This is a genomic window from Enterobacter sp. I4, from assembly GCF_022669095.1.
Lineage (GTDB): Bacteria > Pseudomonadota > Gammaproteobacteria > Enterobacterales > Enterobacteriaceae > Enterobacter > Enterobacter pasteurii.
Genome location: NZ_JALBUO010000001.1, coordinates 1,694,663 through 1,710,515, shown reverse-complemented (window position 1 = coordinate 1,710,515; position 15,853 = coordinate 1,694,663). Strand labels below are relative to the sequence as shown.

General features: G+C 57.7%; 18 protein-coding genes. 7 read left to right on the top strand and 11 right to left on the bottom strand.

Annotation, left to right across the window (positions count from 1 at the left end; genetic code table 11):
- Positions 1–43: 43 nt before the first annotated feature.
- From lpxM to znuA, 3 genes are all read right to left on the bottom strand, one after another.
- Positions 44–1,015, bottom strand: a complete 972-nt coding sequence (gene lpxM, locus MOQ06_RS08135) for a lauroyl-Kdo(2)-lipid IV(A) myristoyltransferase (protein WP_148418069.1) — start codon at positions 1,013–1,015, stop codon at positions 44–46.
- A gap of 119 nt (positions 1,016–1,134) precedes the next feature.
- Entirely contained in the window at positions 1,135–2,454 is a 1,320-nt protein-coding gene (gene mepM / locus MOQ06_RS08130; RefSeq protein ID WP_148418070.1) for a murein DD-endopeptidase MepM, read from the bottom strand.
- A gap of 15 nt (positions 2,455–2,469) precedes the next feature.
- The gene (gene znuA, locus MOQ06_RS08125; RefSeq protein ID WP_148418071.1) at positions 2,470–3,414 is read right to left on the bottom strand and encodes a zinc ABC transporter substrate-binding protein ZnuA; all 945 of its coding nucleotides are present in this window, start codon (positions 3,412–3,414) and stop codon (positions 2,470–2,472) included.
- A 77-nt stretch (positions 3,415–3,491) separates the two neighbouring features.
- Between znuA and znuC the strand changes: the two genes are divergently transcribed.
- Both znuC and znuB read left to right on the top strand, forming a co-directional pair.
- Positions 3,492–4,247, top strand: coding sequence for a zinc ABC transporter ATP-binding protein ZnuC (gene znuC, locus MOQ06_RS08120; protein ID WP_148418072.1), 756 nt, complete (start codon positions 3,492–3,494; stop codon positions 4,245–4,247).
- Complete coding sequence (gene znuB / locus MOQ06_RS08115; RefSeq protein WP_148418073.1) at positions 4,244–5,029, top strand: zinc ABC transporter permease subunit ZnuB; 786 nt, start codon at positions 4,244–4,246, stop codon at positions 5,027–5,029. The genes znuC and znuB overlap by 4 nt, the downstream gene beginning before the upstream one ends.
- A 58-nt stretch (positions 5,030–5,087) precedes the next feature.
- On the opposite strand, the gene ruvB is transcribed toward znuB, so the two are convergent.
- From ruvB to aspS, 6 genes are all read right to left on the bottom strand, one after another.
- Positions 5,088–6,098 (bottom strand): Holliday junction branch migration DNA helicase RuvB, encoded by a 1,011-nt coding sequence (ruvB, locus tag MOQ06_RS08110; protein ID WP_003859753.1) that lies wholly within the window; start codon positions 6,096–6,098, stop codon positions 5,088–5,090.
- Positions 6,099–6,106: 8 nt separating this feature from the next.
- Positions 6,107–6,721: a Holliday junction branch migration protein RuvA gene (ruvA, locus tag MOQ06_RS08105; RefSeq protein ID WP_242172308.1), complete on the bottom strand. Its 615-nt coding sequence runs from the start codon at positions 6,719–6,721 to the stop codon at positions 6,107–6,109.
- A gap of 81 nt (positions 6,722–6,802) precedes the next feature.
- Positions 6,803–7,324 carry a crossover junction endodeoxyribonuclease RuvC gene (ruvC, locus tag MOQ06_RS08100; RefSeq protein WP_003859749.1) on the bottom strand — a complete coding sequence of 174 codons (522 nt, stop codon included), beginning with the start codon at positions 7,322–7,324 and terminating at the stop codon, positions 6,803–6,805.
- 34 nt (positions 7,325–7,358) lie between these two features.
- Positions 7,359–8,099: a YebC/PmpR family DNA-binding transcriptional regulator gene (locus MOQ06_RS08095; RefSeq protein ID WP_006176049.1), complete on the bottom strand. Its 741-nt coding sequence runs from the start codon at positions 8,097–8,099 to the stop codon at positions 7,359–7,361.
- Positions 8,100–8,126: 27 nt separating this feature from the next.
- Positions 8,127–8,570, bottom strand: coding sequence for a dihydroneopterin triphosphate diphosphatase (gene nudB / locus MOQ06_RS08090; protein WP_148418076.1), 444 nt, complete (start codon positions 8,568–8,570; stop codon positions 8,127–8,129).
- Between the two features lies 1 nt (position 8,571).
- The gene (gene aspS / locus MOQ06_RS08085) at positions 8,572–10,344 is read right to left on the bottom strand and encodes an aspartate--tRNA ligase (RefSeq protein WP_176610037.1); all 1,773 of its coding nucleotides are present in this window, start codon (positions 10,342–10,344) and stop codon (positions 8,572–8,574) included.
- A gap of 264 nt (positions 10,345–10,608) precedes the next feature.
- Between aspS and MOQ06_RS08080 the strand changes: the two genes are divergently transcribed.
- Genes MOQ06_RS08080 through cmoB form a run of 5 tightly spaced genes read left to right on the top strand, consistent with a single transcriptional unit; the run spans position 10,609 to position 14,189 of the window.
- Positions 10,609–11,175: a hydrolase gene (locus tag MOQ06_RS08080; protein WP_148418078.1), complete on the top strand. Its 567-nt coding sequence runs from the start codon at positions 10,609–10,611 to the stop codon at positions 11,173–11,175.
- Positions 11,172–11,990 (top strand): DUF72 domain-containing protein, encoded by an 819-nt coding sequence (locus tag MOQ06_RS08075; RefSeq protein ID WP_176610036.1) that lies wholly within the window; start codon positions 11,172–11,174, stop codon positions 11,988–11,990. Before MOQ06_RS08080 ends, MOQ06_RS08075 begins: the two co-directional genes overlap by 4 nt.
- Positions 11,991–12,041: 51 nt before the next feature.
- A complete protein-coding gene (locus MOQ06_RS08070) occupies positions 12,042–12,437 on the top strand; it encodes an MAPEG family protein (RefSeq protein ID WP_148418080.1) in 396 nt (131 codons plus the stop codon).
- A 40-nt stretch (positions 12,438–12,477) separates the two neighbouring features.
- The gene (gene cmoA / locus MOQ06_RS08065) at positions 12,478–13,221 is read left to right on the top strand and encodes a carboxy-S-adenosyl-L-methionine synthase CmoA (protein WP_148418081.1); all 744 of its coding nucleotides are present in this window, start codon (positions 12,478–12,480) and stop codon (positions 13,219–13,221) included.
- Complete coding sequence (gene cmoB, locus MOQ06_RS08060; protein WP_176610035.1) at positions 13,218–14,189, top strand: tRNA 5-methoxyuridine(34)/uridine 5-oxyacetic acid(34) synthase CmoB; 972 nt, start codon at positions 13,218–13,220, stop codon at positions 14,187–14,189. The genes cmoA and cmoB overlap by 4 nt, the downstream gene beginning before the upstream one ends.
- Before the next feature lie 198 nt (positions 14,190–14,387).
- Here the strand turns inward: cmoB and cutC are convergent, their stop codons facing one another.
- Together cutC and MOQ06_RS08050 are read right to left on the bottom strand one after the other, a co-directional pair.
- Entirely contained in the window at positions 14,388–15,131 is a 744-nt protein-coding gene (gene cutC / locus MOQ06_RS08055; protein ID WP_242172307.1) for a copper homeostasis protein CutC, read from the bottom strand.
- A 78-nt stretch (positions 15,132–15,209) separates the two neighbouring features.
- The gene (locus MOQ06_RS08050) at positions 15,210–15,770 is read right to left on the bottom strand and encodes a VOC family protein (RefSeq protein WP_242172305.1); all 561 of its coding nucleotides are present in this window, start codon (positions 15,768–15,770) and stop codon (positions 15,210–15,212) included.
- Between the last annotated feature and the right edge of the window lie 83 nt (positions 15,771–15,853).

The following is a 15,853-nucleotide window of genomic DNA, read 5'->3' as shown; positions in this document are numbered from 1 at the left end:
ATCCCCTCTCCCCTAAGGGGGAGAGGGATAAGGTGAGGGTTTTCTATTTCTTCGGGAAAAGCTCTTTACGCTTGTACGGCTCCGTTTCACCCGGTTTACGTGTTTTAAGCAGCTTCAGGATCCACGTATACTGCTCCTTGTGCGGCCCCACCAGCAGCTCCACCTCTTCATTCATACGACGTGCAATGGTGCGATCGTCTGCGGTAAGCAGATCGTCCATCGGCGGACGTACCTCAATGCTCAGTCGATGCGTTTTACCGTCATAAACCGGGAACAGCGGGATCACCCGGGCGCGGCAGACCTTCATCAGGCGGCCAATCGCGGGCAGCGTTGCCTTATAGGTTGCGAAGAAATCGACAAATTCGCTGTGCTCCGGGCCGTGGTCCTGATCGGGCAGATAGTAGCCCCAGTAGCCCTGACGTACAGACTGAATGAAGGGTTTAATCCCATCGTTACGGGCATGCAAGCGTCCGCCAAAGCGACGGCGCACGGTATTCCAGACGAAATCGTAGATTTTGTTACCCTGGTTATGGAACATCGCCGCCATCTTTTGCCCCTGCGAGGCCATTAGCATCGCCGGAATGTCGACGCCCCAGCCGTGCGGCACCAGGAAAATCACCTTCTCGTCGTTGCGACGCATTTCGTCAATGATTTCCAGCCCCTTCCAGTCAACGCGGCCGACGATCTTCTCAGGCCCCTTCAGCGCCAGCTCCGCCATCATCGCCATCGCCTGTGGCGCGGTGGTATACATTGCATCAATGATGGCCTCGCGTTCGGCGTCGCTTTTATCCGGGAAACAGTACAGCAGGTTAATTTGCGCACGGCGGCGCGCGCTTTTTCCCAGGCGGCCCGCAAGGCGTCCCACGGTGCCGAGCACCGGATCGCGAACCGAAGCAGGTAAAAGCGCCATGCCGGCAAACGCGTAAACGCCAAGCCAGGCGCCCCAGTTACGCGGGTGGCGAAAGGATTTTTCAAACTCGGGAATGTACTCAATATTGTTTTTTTTGGTTTCCATGCGGGTTCCAGGGTCTGGTGACGCAAAAAATTATGCAGATAGTGTAGCGAGGCAGCGCTCCTCGTACAAAAGAAAAAGCCGGCGCACACTGACGCCGGCTTTATTCACATACGGAAGGCTTAGTCGAAGCGCAGCTGCGGCATAACCTCTTTCACCTGCGCCAGATAATCTTTACGATCTTTGCCGGTCAGCCCCTCGGTGCGCGGCAGTTTCGCCGTGAGCGGGTTAACCGCCTGCTGGTTGATCCACACTTCATAGTGCAGGTGCGGACCGGTCGAACGACCGGTATTACCGGACAGCGCGATGCGGTCACCGCGTTTCACCTTCTGGCCCGGCTTGACCAGTAGCTTGCGCAGGTGCATATAGCGGGTGGTGTACGTGCGGCCGTGACGAATGGCAACGTAGTACCCGGCAGCGCCGCTGCGCTTAGCCATCACCACTTCACCATCCCCTACTGCCAGCACCGGCGTGCCCTGCGGCATTGCGAAGTCAACGCCACGGTGCGGCGCAACGCGTCCGGTGACCGGGTTCAGACGACGCGGATTGAAGTTGGAGGAGACGCGGAACTGTTTAGCCGTCGGGAAACGCAGGAAGCCTTTTGCCAGACCGGTACCGCTGCGGTCATAGAACTTGCCGTCTTCCGCGCGGATCGCGTAGTAGTCTTTGCCATCGGAACGCAGACGCACGCCCACCAGCTGGCTCTGTTCACGCTTACCGTCCAGCATTTCGCGAGACATCAGCACGGAGAAGCGATCGCCTTTCTTCAGCTTGCGGAAATCCATCTGCCATTGCATGGCTTTAATTACCGAGCTGATTTCAGCGCTGGTCAGGCCGGCGTCGCGGGCGCTGGAAACAAAGCTGCCGCCAACGGTTCCGCTCATCACGCTGTTAACCCAGTCGCCCTGCTGCATTTCGCTGGTCATTTTGAAACCGTTTGCGGTGCGATCGTAGGTGCGGGTTTCGCGACGGGACATTTCCCAGGTCAGGCGCTGCAGGTCGCCGTCAGGGGTTAAGGTCCAGGAAAGCTGCTGACCGATTTTCAGGTTACGCAGCTCTTTGTCAGATGCAGCAAGCTGGCTGATGTTGCCCATGTCGATACCGTACTGGTTCAGAACGCTGCTCAGCGTATCGCCAGTAGAAACAACATATTCATGAATGCCGGCTTCGTTCTGGATTTTGTCGTCCAGCTCGTCCTGGGGAATGGCTTCATCTTCCTGAGCAGCCTGGTCGATAGGCTCGCTGGCCTCAGGCAGTAGAGAGCGAATTTCGCTCTTTTCCAGTTCGATGGTTTTGATAATAGGGGCAGAACTCGGGTGGTAAACATAGGGTCGCCATACGGCGACCGCTAATGTGAGAACGGTAAGTGACCCCAGCATAACGCGGTGGGGTCGAGGCAGATTGTTAAATGCCAGGGCGACAGAGCGGGCTATCTGTTGCACGTATTCACTTCCTCGTTAATCTCCTTTCAGGCAGCTCGCATACTGATTCGCCAGTTGGCTGAGGAACTGCGAATAGCTCGCTTTGCTCAACTGGATGTTCGTACCTAGCGGGTCAAGGGTTCCCATGCGCACGGATGTTCCCCTGGCCACGGCTTCTACGACCGCTGGCCTGAACTGTGGCTCAGCAAAAACGCACGTCGCTTTTTGCTCAACCAGCTGTGTTCTGATTTCATGTAAACGCTGCGCACCAGGCTGAATTTCGGGGTTGACGGTAAAGTGTCCCAGCGGGGTCAGACCGTAATGTTTCTCGTAATAGCCGTAAGCATCATGAAAAACGAAATACCCTTTTCCTTTAAGCGGTGCGAGCTCGTTACCTACCTGTTTGTCGGTTGCGGCTAGCTGAGCCTCAAAATCCTTCAGGTTGGCGTCGAGTTGGACTCGACTTTGCGGCATAAGTTCCACTAATTTGTCGTGGATTGCAACCGCTGAAAGCCGCGCTATCTCTGGGGAAAGCCAGAGATGCATGTTGTACTCACCGTGATGGTGATGGTCGTCACCTTTTTCGTCGTGAGCATGCCCGTGGTCGTGTTCGTCACCGTCGTCATCGGCCCCTTTCATGAGCAGCGGTTTTACCCCGGACAACCCGGCAATGGCGACCTGTTTATTTGCCGGGACCTTACTGGCCGACTTTTGCATGAAGGCTTCCATCTCTGGACCAATCCAGACGACTAAGTCCGCGTTCTGTAAGCGTTTTACATCCGACGGGCGCAGGGAGTAATCATGCTCCGAGGCGCCGTCAGGCAGCAGCACCTGCGTTTCCGTTACCCCATCTGCGATAGCCGCGGCGATAAAGCCAAGCGGTTTAAGCGAAGCGACAACGGCAGCGTTAACATCTTGTGCGGTTGTCCCCCAAAGTGCAGCGGATAAAGCTGCGAAAAGAAGCGTATTTTTCTGTAACATAATGCGACTAATCATCGTAATGAATGCGTGGAATGTGATATTATAACATTCGATAACTTCTGCAAGCTTAAATTGACATGACGACTTTAGTTTCTCTTGAAAATGTTTCGGTCTCGTTCGGCCAGCGCCGCGTCCTTTCTGACGTGTCGCTGAATCTGAAGCCCGGCAAAATACTGACGCTGCTCGGCCCTAACGGGGCGGGTAAATCAACGCTGGTGCGCGTCGTGTTAGGCCTGGTTGCGCCTGATGAAGGGGTAATTGTCCGCGAAGATAAATTGCGTATCGGCTATGTGCCGCAAAAGCTTCATCTCGACGCCACGCTGCCGCTGACGGTAAGCCGCTTTCTGCGCCTGCGTCCCGGCACCCGTAAAGCGGATATCCTTCCGGCACTGAAGCGCGTTCAGGCGGGCCATCTCGTCGATGCCCCTTTGCAAAAACTCTCGGGGGGTGAAACCCAGCGCGTCCTGCTTGCCCGCGCCCTGCTCAGCAGCCCTCAGCTGCTGGTGCTGGACGAACCCACCCAGGGTGTTGACGTTAACGGTCAGGTGGCGCTGTACGATTTGATCGACCAGCTGCGCCGGGAGCTTAACTGTGCGGTGCTGATGGTTTCCCATGACCTGCACCTGGTGATGGCCAAAACCGACGAAGTGCTGTGCCTGAACCATCACATTTGCTGTTCCGGCACGCCGGAAGTGGTTTCAATGCATCCGGAATTTATCTCCATGTTTGGCCATCGCGGCGCCGAACAGCTGGGCATCTATCGCCATAATCACAATCACCGCCATGATTTACAGGGACGAATTGTCCTGCGTCGGGGAAATGGACACTCATGATTGAACTGTTACTGCCCGGCTGGCTGGCCGGGATTATGCTCGCGTGCGCCGCAGGCCCGCTCGGGTCGTTTGTGGTATGGCGCAGAATGTCCTACTTTGGCGATACGCTGGCCCACGCCTCGCTGCTGGGCGTCGCGTTTGGACTGCTGCTGGACGTGAATCCGTTTTATGCCGTTATTGTCGTCACGCTCCTGCTGGCCGGCGGCCTGGTCTGGCTGGAGAAACGCCCTCACCTCGCCATCGATACCCTGCTCGGCATTATGGCGCACAGCGCCCTGTCGCTGGGGCTGGTAGTGGTGAGCCTGATGGCAAACATCCGCGTTGACCTGATGGCCTACCTGTTCGGCGATCTGCTGGCCGTCACGCCAGAGGATCTGATGTCGATAGCCATCGGCGTGGTGGTGGTGCTGGGTATTCTGCTGTGGCAGTGGCGAAACCTGCTGGCGATGACCGTCAGCCCGGATCTGGCCTTTGTCGACGGCGTGAAGCTTCAGCGCGTGAAGCTCCTGCTGATGCTGGTCACGGCGTTAACCATCGGCGTGGCGATGAAGTTTGTCGGCGCGCTGATCATTACGTCGCTGCTGATTATCCCTGCCGCCACGGCGCGTCGTTTTGCCCGTACTCCGGAACAGATGGCGGGGATTGCGGTGATTATCGGGATGATTGCGGTGACGGGGGGGTTAACCTTCTCGGCGTTTTACGACACGCCCGCGGGACCGTCGGTGGTGCTCTGCGCGGCGGTGCTGTTCATTTTCAGCATGATGAAGAAGACGGCAAGCTGACCTCGAGGGCGCTGATGCCCTCACCCTGCCCCTCTCCTACGGGAGAGGGAACAGAACGCTACGGCATTGCCGGTGGCGTAATCCCGAAGTGATTCCACGCCCGCACCGTCGCCATACGCCCACGCGGCGTACGCTGCAGGAAGCCCTGCTGGATCAGATAGGGCTCCAGCACATCTTCAATTGTCTCACGCTCTTCGCCAATCGCCGCCGCGAGGTTATCCAGCCCCACCGGCCCGCCAAAGAACTTGTCCAGCACCGCCAGCAGCAGCTTACGGTCCATATAGTCAAAGCCTTCAGCATCCACGTTCAGCATATCCAGCGCCTGGGCGGCAATCTCGGCCGAGATGGTTCCATCGTGCTTCACCTCGGCAAAGTCACGTACGCGGCGCAGCAGACGGTTGGCGATACGCGGGGTACCGCGTGAACGCTTCGCCACTTCAAACGCCCCCTCTTCGCTCATATCCAGCCCCATGTAGCGCGCGCTGCGGCCCACAATGTGCTGAAGATCGGGCACCTGATAGAATTCCAGGCGCTGCACGATACCAAAACGGTCGCGCAGCGGAGAGGTCAGCGATCCGGCGCGCGTCGTGGCGCCAATCAGGGTAAACGGCGGCAGATCGATTTTAATGGAGCGCGCGGCCGGCCCTTCTCCAATCATGATATCCAGCTGGTAATCTTCCATCGCCGGATAGAGCACTTCCTCCACCACCGGCGACAGTCGGTGAATTTCATCGATGAACAGCACGTCGTGCGGCTCGAGGTTGGTCAGCATCGCCGCCAGATCCCCTGCTTTCTCAAGCACCGGGCCGGAAGTGGTGCGCAGATTTACGCCCATTTCGTTGGCGACAATATTCGCGAGGGTAGTTTTACCTAACCCCGGCGGGCCGAAAATCAGCAGGTGATCGAGCGCATCGCCGCGCAGCTTTGCCGCCTGGATGAAAATTTCCATCTGAGAGCGTACCTGCGGCTGGCCGATGTACTCATCCAGCAGCTTCGGGCGGATCGCCCGATCCACCACGTCATCTGGCTGAATGGTGCCTGCCGATACCAGGCGGTCTGCTTCAATCATCCTTTACCTCACAATGCAGCGCGCAGCGCTTCACGAATCAGGGTTTCACTGCTGGCATCCGGTTTAGCAATTTTGCTCACCATCCGGCTGGCCTCCTGAGGTTTATAGCCCAGCGCCACCAGCGCGGCAACCGCTTCCTGCTCGGCATCGTCATCCGACGCCGGGGCGCCTGGAGAAGTCAGCACCAGGTCGGCGGCCGGGGTGAACAGATCGCCATGCAGCCCCTTAAAGCGGTCTTTCATCTCGACGATCAGGCGCTCGGCGGTTTTCTTGCCGATGCCCGGGAGCTTAATCAGCGCCGCGGGATCTTCACGCTCAACGGCATTCACAAACTGCGGGGCCGACATGCCGGATAAAATCGCCAGCGCCAGCTTCGGCCCGACGCCGTTGGTTTTAATCAGCTCGCGGAACAGGGTGCGTTCCTGTTTGTTGTTGAAGCCGTACAGCAGCTGAGCGTCTTCGCGCACCACAAACTGGGTAAAGACGGTAGCCTCTTTGCCCGCTTCCGGCAGCTCGTAGAAGCAGGTCATCGGCATATGGACTTCATAGCCCACGCCGCCCACTTCCAGCAGCACTAACGGGGGTTGTTTTTCAATGATGATGCCTCTGAGTCTGCCTATCACGTGACGCTCCTGCGTTCTGGAAAATTTTTGATTTGCGACATAATAAAAAAAGGCTGGATAAACATCCAGCCTGATTTCTGATTATCGTAACCTGCCTCGCGCCAGATTGAGCCGCGACTCGCTCATCTGCATCGCGTTCTGGCTGACGTGGCAGTGGGTAATCGCAATTGCCAGCGCGTCGGCGGCATCGGCCTGCGGGTTCGCGGGGAGCTTCAGCAGGGTACGCACCATGTGCTGAACCTGACTTTTCTCCGCGCTGCCAATCCCTACCACCGTCTGCTTAACCTGACGGGCCGCGTACTCGAACACGGGCAGATCCTGGTTTACGGCGGCAACAATCGCTACGCCGCGAGCCTGGCCGAGCTTTAACGCCGAGTCCGCGTTTTTCGCCATAAAGACCTGCTCGATGGCGAAATAGTCTGGCTGAAACTGCGTGATGATCTCCGACACGCCCGCATAAATGAGCTTCAGACGTGACGGCAAATCGTCCACTTTGGTGCGAATACAGCCGCTGCCGAGATAGGTTAGCTGGCGTCCCACCTGACGAATAACGCCATAGCCGGTGACGCGTGAGCCGGGGTCAATCCCGAGGATAATCGACATCACGCGTCTCCTTTAACGGATTTAAACGCTCTCATCAGAGAGTCGCTGCAACCTCATCAGAGATTTCACCGTTGTGATACACTTCCTGCACGTCGTCGCAGTCTTCGAGCATGTCGATCAGACGCAGCAGCTTCGGTGCGGTTTCCGCATCCATATCCGCTTTGGTGGACGGGATCATGGACACTTCAGCGTTATCCGCCTTCAGGCCAGCCGCTTCCAGCGCATCGCGCACGGCACCCATCTCTTCCCACGCGGTGTAAACATCAATCGCACCGTCGTCGTAGGTCACCACGTCTTCCGCGCCCGCTTCCAGCGCCGCTTCCATGATGACGTCTTCGTCGCCTTTCTCGAAGGAGATGACGCCTTTTTTGCTGAACAGGTAGGCAACGGAACCGTCGGTGCCCAGGTTACCGCCGGTTTTGGTGAACGCGTGGCGCACTTCCGCAACGGTACGGTTGCGGTTGTCTGACAGGCATTCAACCATCACCGCCGTACCGCCAGGGCCGTAACCTTCATAAATGATGGTTTCCATGTTCGCGTCTTCATCACCGCCCACGCCGCGCGCGATGGCACGGTTAAGGGTGTCGCGCGTCATGTTGTTGGACAGAGCTTTATCAACCGCCGCACGCAGGCGCGGGTTAGAGGCCGGATCGCCGCCGCCCAGACGCGCCGCTGTTACCAGCTCACGAATGATTTTGGTAAAGATTTTACCGCGTTTGGCATCCTGCGCCGCTTTACGGTGTTTGGTGTTGGCCCACTTACTATGACCTGCCATAAAAAGTTCTCCAAAAATCGCGCCTTCTCAGGCAGCGTTAATTACAAATTCTTCAATCGCCTGCCGGTTGCTCCATGACTTGGTCAGTGCGGCAGCATCCGCCGCATCCACCCAGCGGTAGGTCAGATGTTCAGTGAACACGATCTCCCGCTCATGGGGAAGCGCAAGGCAGAACCACGATTCCGTATTGCGCTCAATTCCCGGCGCGTAGCGATGACGTAAATGGCTAAAAATTTCAAACTCCACCGTGCGCTGACAGTCCTTCAGGGTCAGTTGCTCGCGAGCAACGTCAATGGTGACCTCTTCCTTTACTTCGCGCGCGGCGGCCTGCGGCGCGGTCTCCCCGTCCTCCAGGCTGCCGGTAACCGACTGCCAGAAATCAGGATCGTCGCGCCGCTGCAACATCAGCACCCGCTTCGTATCTTCTGCATAAATGACCACCAGAACCGAAACGGGACGCTTATATGCCATATCAGTTTTTCTCTTCCTTCTTCACCACCTCAATGCCCAGCTCGGCCAGCGCGGCCGGGTTGGCAAAGCTTGGCGCTTCGGTCATCAGACACGCCGCTGCGGTGGTTTTCGGGAAGGCGATAACGTCACGGATGTTATCGGTGCCGGTCAGCAGCATGGTCAGACGGTCAAGACCGAAGGCCAGACCCGCGTGCGGAGGCGTACCGTACTTCAGCGCGTCCAGCAGGAAGCCAAACTTCTCGCGCTGCTCCTGCTCGTTAATGCCCAGAATACCGAACACGGTCTGCTGCATTTCACCGCTGTGAATACGCACGGAACCACCGCCCACTTCGTAGCCGTTGATAACCATATCGTAGGCATTAGCCACTGCATCTTCCGGTGCCGCTTTCAGCTCCGCCGCCGTCATGTCTTTTGGCGAGGTGAACGGGTGGTGCATCGCGGTCAGGCCGCCTTCACCGTCGTCTTCAAACATCGGGAAGTCGATAACCCACAGCGGTGCCCATTTGCTTTCGTCGGTCAGGTTCAGGTCTTTGCCAAGTTTCAGACGCAGCGCGCCCATCGCATCGGCAACAATTTTCCTGTTGTCTGCGCCGAAGAAGATCATGTCGCCGTCCTGCGCGCCAGTGCGCTCAAGGATCGCTTCCACGATGTCCGCGTTCAGGAACTTCGCCACCGGGCTGGTGATGCCTTCCAGACCTTTTGCACGCTCGGTAACTTTAATATAGGCCAGACCTTTGGCGCCGTAGATCTTGATGAAGCTGCCGTAGTCGTCAATCTGCTTACGGCTAAGCGCTGCACCACCCGGTACGCGAAGGGCTGCCACGCGGCCTTTCGGATCGTTAGCCGGGCCTGCAAACACCGCGAACTCAACGGCTTTCACCAGATCGGCCACGTCCACCAGCTCCATCGGGTTACGCAGGTCCGGTTTGTCGGAGCCGTAGCGGCGCTCGGCTTCGGCGAAGGTCATGATAGGGAAATCGCCCAGCTCAACGCCCTTCACGTCGTTCCACAGGCTACGCACCAGCGCTTCCATCACTTCACGCACCTGCTCGGCGGTCATGAAGGAGGTTTCCACGTCGATCTGGGTAAATTCTGGCTGACGGTCAGCGCGCAGATCTTCGTCGCGGAAGCATTTAACGATCTGATAGTAGCGGTCGAAGCCGGACATCATCAGCAGCTGTTTGAACAGCTGTGGTGACTGCGGCAGCGCGTAGAATTTGCCTTTATGAACGCGGGATGGCACCAGGTAGTCGCGCGCGCCTTCCGGCGTGGCTTTGGTCAGCATCGGGGTTTCGATATCGAGGAAACCGTGGTCATCCATAAAGCGGCGCACCAGGCTGGTGATTTTCGCACGGGTTTTCAGGCGCTGAGCCATCTCCGGACGACGCAGATCCAGGTAACGGTATTTCAGACGCGCTTCTTCAGTGTTGACGTGGTTAGAGTCCAGCGGCAACGCTTCCGCGCGGTTGATGATCGTCAGATCGGACGCCAGCACTTCAATTGCACCGGTCGCCATCTCGGCGTTGATGTTTTTCTCGTCACGCGCGCGTACCGTGCCCGTAACCTGAATGCAGAACTCATTACGCAGCTCAGAAGCCAGCTTCAGCGCATCAGCGCGATCCGGATCGAAGAACACCTGAACGATACCTTCGCGGTCACGCATATCAATAAAGATAAGGCTACCAAGATCGCGACGACGATTGACCCAACCACACAGGGTGACCTGCTGCCCGACGTGGGACTGACGCAGCTGCCCGCAATATTCTGTACGCATGAGATATCCCTTAATTAGCCGCAGGCTGATTGTCGCCTGTCTCGCAGGCTACGATGTCGCAGCTTTCTGTATGTCACAACTGGATGAAAAAAGGCGGCTATTATACTGGAAATTCTGCCGCACGATAAGAGCGAAGCACGGCCTGACGCGCGTTTGCTGTACTCTTATTGTCTATTCTCACAAAAATTAACAAAATTATCCGACCGATAACAGGCCATCACGTCGTAAGGTGTAGCGGAAGCGATTAATTTGACTGGAGTTAGTATGTTGACACTTGATGCCACCAAAACCGCCCTCGTGGTGATTGATTTACAGGAAGGGATCCTGCCTTTTGCCGGCGGCCCGCACGCCGCTGACGACGTGGTAAGCCGCGCAGCGCGTCTGGCGGAAAAATGCCGGGCCGGCGGTTCGCCTGTGGTCATGGTGCGCGTCGGCTGGTCCGCTGATTTCGCCGAAGCGTTAAAACAGCCGGTGGACGCCCAGGCACCCGCACACGCGCTGCCGGACAACTGGTGGACCTGGCCGGTGTCGCTCGGCAAACGCGACAGCGACATTGAAGTCACGAAACGCCAGTGGGGCGCCTTCTACGGCACCGACCTGGAGCTACAGCTGCGCCGTCGCGGGATTGACACCATCATTCTGTGCGGCATTTCCACCAACATTGGGGTGGAGTCTACCGCCCGCAACGCGTGGGAGCTGGGCTTTAACCTGGTGATCGCCGAAGATGCGTGCAGCGCGGCCTCGGCCGAGCAGCATCAGGGCAGCATGACCCATATCTTCCCGCGTATCGGCCGCGTGCGCAGCACGGATGAGATCCTGAGCGCGCTATGATGTACGTGGGCCTGCCCCAGTGGTCGCACCCGAAATGGGTGCGCCTGGGTATAACCAGCCTGGAACAGTATGCCCGACACTTTAACTGCGTGGAGGGCAATACCACGCTGTACGCCCTGCCCCGCGCAGAGATCGTCGAGCGCTGGCGCGAGCAAACCACCGACGACTTCCGCTTTTGCTTCAAATTTCCGGCCACCATTTCGCACAATGCGGCGCTGCGCAACTGCGATGATTTAACCCACGAGTTCTTCACCCGGATGTCGCCCCTGGCAAACCGTATTGGCCAGTACTGGCTCCAGCTTCCCGCCACGTTCGGCCCGCGCGATTTGCCCGCCCTCTGGCAGTTTCTCGACGCCCTGCCACGCGATTTCACCTACGGCGTGGAGGTGAGGCATCCAGATTTCTTTGCCAAAGGCGACGCGGAGAAAGCGCTGAATCGCGGCCTGCACGAGCGGTCAGTCAACCGCGTTATTCTCGACAGCCGGCCCGTGCACGGCGCGATCCCGCACAGCGAGGCCATTATTGACGCCCAGCGCAAGAAGCCTAAAGTGCCCGTCCACGCGATCGTGACGGCGAAAAATCCGATGGTCCGGTTTATCGGCAGCGATAATATGCAGCAAAATCAGGAGATGTTCGCCGTCTGGCTGCAAACGTTAGCGAAATGGGAACCGACCACCACCCCCTATCTCTTTTTGCACACGCCGGATATCGCCCAGGCGCCTGAACTGGTCGATGCTCTCTGGCAGGCCTTGCAGCAGGCGGTTCCGTCGGTCGGACCCGCGCCCTCCATCCCACAACAATCTTCTCTTTTCTGAAATCACCCCCTATCATAGAGACGTGCCATCTGCCAAAAACAGGGAGTTAGTATGGTCAGCGCGCTGTATGCGGTGTTAGGTGCATTACTGCTGATTAAATTTTCATTTGATGTTGTGCGCCTGAGAATGCAGTACCGCGTCTCCTACGGTGACGGTGGTTTTTCTGAACTGCAAAGCGCAATCCGGATCCACGGCAACGCGGTTGAGTACATTCCCGTCGCGTTAATTTTACTGCTGTTAATGGAGATGGATGGCGCAGAAACCTGGATGGTGCACGTCTGCGGGCTGCTGCTGATTGCCGGTCGCCTGATGCATTATTATGGTTTTCACCATCGCCTGATCCGCTGGCGTCGTTCCGGCATGAGCGCGACCTGGTGTTCGCTTTTGCTGATGGTGCTGGCTAACCTTTGGTATATGCCGTGGGAGTTGGTTTTCTCCTTCCGTTAGCGCACAATATGCCCCTTTATTTTTCCCGGATTTTTACGTTATGTCAGATCGCGACACGCTTTTTTCCGCGCCTATCGCCAGCCTGGGCGACTGGACCTTTGATGAACGGGTAGCCGAAGTCTTCCCGGATATGATCCAGCGCTCTGTTCCCGGTTATTCCAACATCATCTCCATGATCGGCATGCTGGCGGAGCGATTCGTTCAACCCGGCACGCAGGTCTATGACCTGGGCTGTTCGCTCGGTGCGGCAACGCTGTCCATTCGTCGTAACGTTCATCATGAAGGCTGTAAGATCGTGGCTGTCGATAACTCTCCGGCCATGGTTGAACGCTGCCGTCGCCACATCGACGCCTATAAAGCCCCTACCCCTGTAGAGGTGATTGAGGGCGATATTCGCGATATCGACATCCAGAATGCCTCGATGGTCGTGCTGAACTTTACCCTTCAGTTCCTGGTGCCGGAAGACCGCCAGCTGTTGCTGGATAAAATTTATCAGGGGCTGAATCCGGGCGGCGCGCTGGTGCTGTCCGAGAAATTCAGCTTTGAAGACGCCAGCGTGGGCGAACTGCTGTTCAACATGCACCATGATTTCAAGCGTGCGAACGGCTACAGCGAGCTGGAGATCAGCCAGAAGCGCAGCATGCTGGAAAACGTGATGCTGACGGACTCTGTGGAAACGCACAAGGCGCGCCTGCGTAAAGCCGGATTTGAACACAGCGAGCTGTGGTTCCAGTGCTTTAACTTTGGCTCGCTGGTGGCGCTGAAGGCCGGAGACGCAGCATGATCGAGTTCGGTAATTTCTATCAGCTGATTGCCAAAAATCACCTCTCCCACTGGCTGGAAACCCTGCCTGCGCAAATTGCCGCCTGGCAGCGCGATCAGCAGCATGGTCTGTTAAAGCAGTGGTCAAATGCCGTGGAGTTTCTGCCGGAACTGACGCCGCATCGTCTGGACCTGCTGCACAGCGTGACGGCGGAAAGCGAGGAGCCGCTGCCGGCCGGGCAGCTCAACCGCATTGAAACGCTGATGCGTAACCTGATGCCGTGGCGCAAAGGGCCGTTTTCCCTGTACGGCGTGAACATCAACACCGAGTGGCGTTCGGACTGGAAATGGGATCGCGTTCTGCCGCATCTGTCCGACCTGACCGGGCGCACTATCCTGGACGTGGGCTGCGGTAGCGGCTATCACATGTGGCGCATGATCGGCGCAGGCGCGCATCTGGCGGTCGGTATCGATCCGATGCAGCTGTTCCTGTGCCAGTTTGAAGCGGTGCGTAAGCTGCTGGGTAACGACCAGCGCGCGCATCTGTTACCGCTGGGCATTGAGCAGCTACCGGCGCTGAAGGCGTTTGATACGGTGTTCTCCATGGGCGTACTGTATCACCGCCGTTCCCCGCTGGAGCATCTGTGGCAGCTGAAAGATCAGCTGGTCAGCGGCGGCGAGCTGGTGCTGGAAACGCTGGTGATCGAAGGCGACGAACACGCGGTTCTGGTGCCGGGCGATCGCTACGCGCAGATGCGCAACGTCTACTTTATCCCTTCCGCGCTGGCGCTGAAGAACTGGCTTGAGAAGTGTGGGTTCGTGGACGTGCGCATTGCCGACGTCAGCGTGACCTCTCTCGAGGAGCAGCGCCGTACCGACTGGATGATTACCGAATCGCTGGAGCAGTTCCTCGATCCAGCCGATCGCAGCAAAACCGTTGAAGGCTACCCGGCCCCGATGCGCGCGGTGCTGATTGCGACGAAGCCGTAGTATTTATCCCCTCACCCCGGCCCTCTCCCCAAAGGGGCGAGGGTGAAAAGACCGCACCGTGCAGTCCCCTCTCCCCTGTGGGGAGAGGGTTAGGGTGAGGGGAAAGAATAAAAAAAGGCCCCTGTGTAAATGGCAGGGGCCTGGTACAAGCAAGCATCATATTGGGCGACATGATGCGCGGTAAAAATCGGTACGTTGCTACACGTGATGACGTTCAATCAGCGATTTCATTACCGCAACCGACTCTCCATCCACACCGTAGCGCGAGTACTCATCCGCTTCAGCATCCGTCGACATTGACAACCCTGTATTGCGATAGCGCATGGGTGAAGGTGTCCATTTCCCCGCCGAGCTGTGCAGCTCTTCCACCCCTGCGTTTAAAAACAGTTCCAGATTGCTGGCGCGTACTCCTGCGCCCGCCATGATTATTGGAACACCGGAATGTGCTTTTAGTTCCGTAATTAATTGCAGTCCTTTTTCAGCAGAGGACTGCTGGCCCGACGTCAGCACGCGCGCCACGCCCAGTTCCGCCAGCGTATCAAAGGCTTGCATCGGATCTTTGCACATATCAAACGCACGATGAAAAGTGACCGCCATCCCCTGCGCGGCCTGCATAACCTGACCCATGCGCGGAAGATCGATATTACCCTCTTCATCCAGTATGCCGGTTACCAGCCCCGGGAACCCCGCATCACGGACGAAGGCGATATCCTCCAGCATGGCGCTGAACTCCCCCGCCGTGTAGCAAAAATCTCCGCCGCGCGGGCGAATAATCGGGTGCACCGGAATGGTGACGGCCTGTCGTGCCGCGCTCAGCACGCCAGAGGACGGGGTTAATCCCCCCTCTTTCGGTGCCGCGCACAGCTCAATGCGATCGGCCCCGTGCCGCTGCGCGGTGACGGCACACTCCACGCTGTAACAGCAAATTTCCAGCAGCGCCATGTCATTCTCCTTACGTTTCACTCAACGGACCATCGTGGCACGTTGCTCGCATCAGGTCCGGGGCGATGCTCACAACGCTTACGCTTCGCTGGCGACAATCTGCTCGATGGTCCAGGGATGGAATTTGACCGTCACGTTTCCGTCCGTCACGGCAAGCGTTGGGTTCGGCAAGCGTTCGCGTGCGCCCTTCGGCGAGCTGGTTTTCACAAAAATCCCCGGCTGGCTTAAGCCCTCGTCGGAAAGCAGCGCCAGCGCGCGGGCGTTGAGGGTGTCTGGCTCGCCCGGCAGCACAATTTCGATATGCTCCCAGCCTTCGTGCGGATAACGCTTTTCTCCCGGCCAGGGCAGTTCAACAACGGTAAACTGCCAGTGCGCCACCTTTACCGGCTCGTGAAGCTTAAACAGGCAAATTGGGCGACCGTTAATGATATTCTCTGACAGCAGTTCACCGCACTGCTCAAAGCCGCGCCGCCAGCGTTCGGCCGTGGCGTTCTGGTGGCAGCGCAAGGAGATGTGATCGGCATCAAGCGGCGCGATATCCAGCCCGAGACGGGTGGCAAGTTCTGTGAACGCCCGGGTGAAGCGCGGTAAATCTGCGGAAATATCATGCAGTTCGTCAATGGAGTGCCAGTTCGCCATAGGTCAGTCTCGTCTCGTGTCGCAAAGCCGCTAATTTACTCTGTTGCCCCCTTTCGACCAACCGCAGAATCACGCTTTTTTCG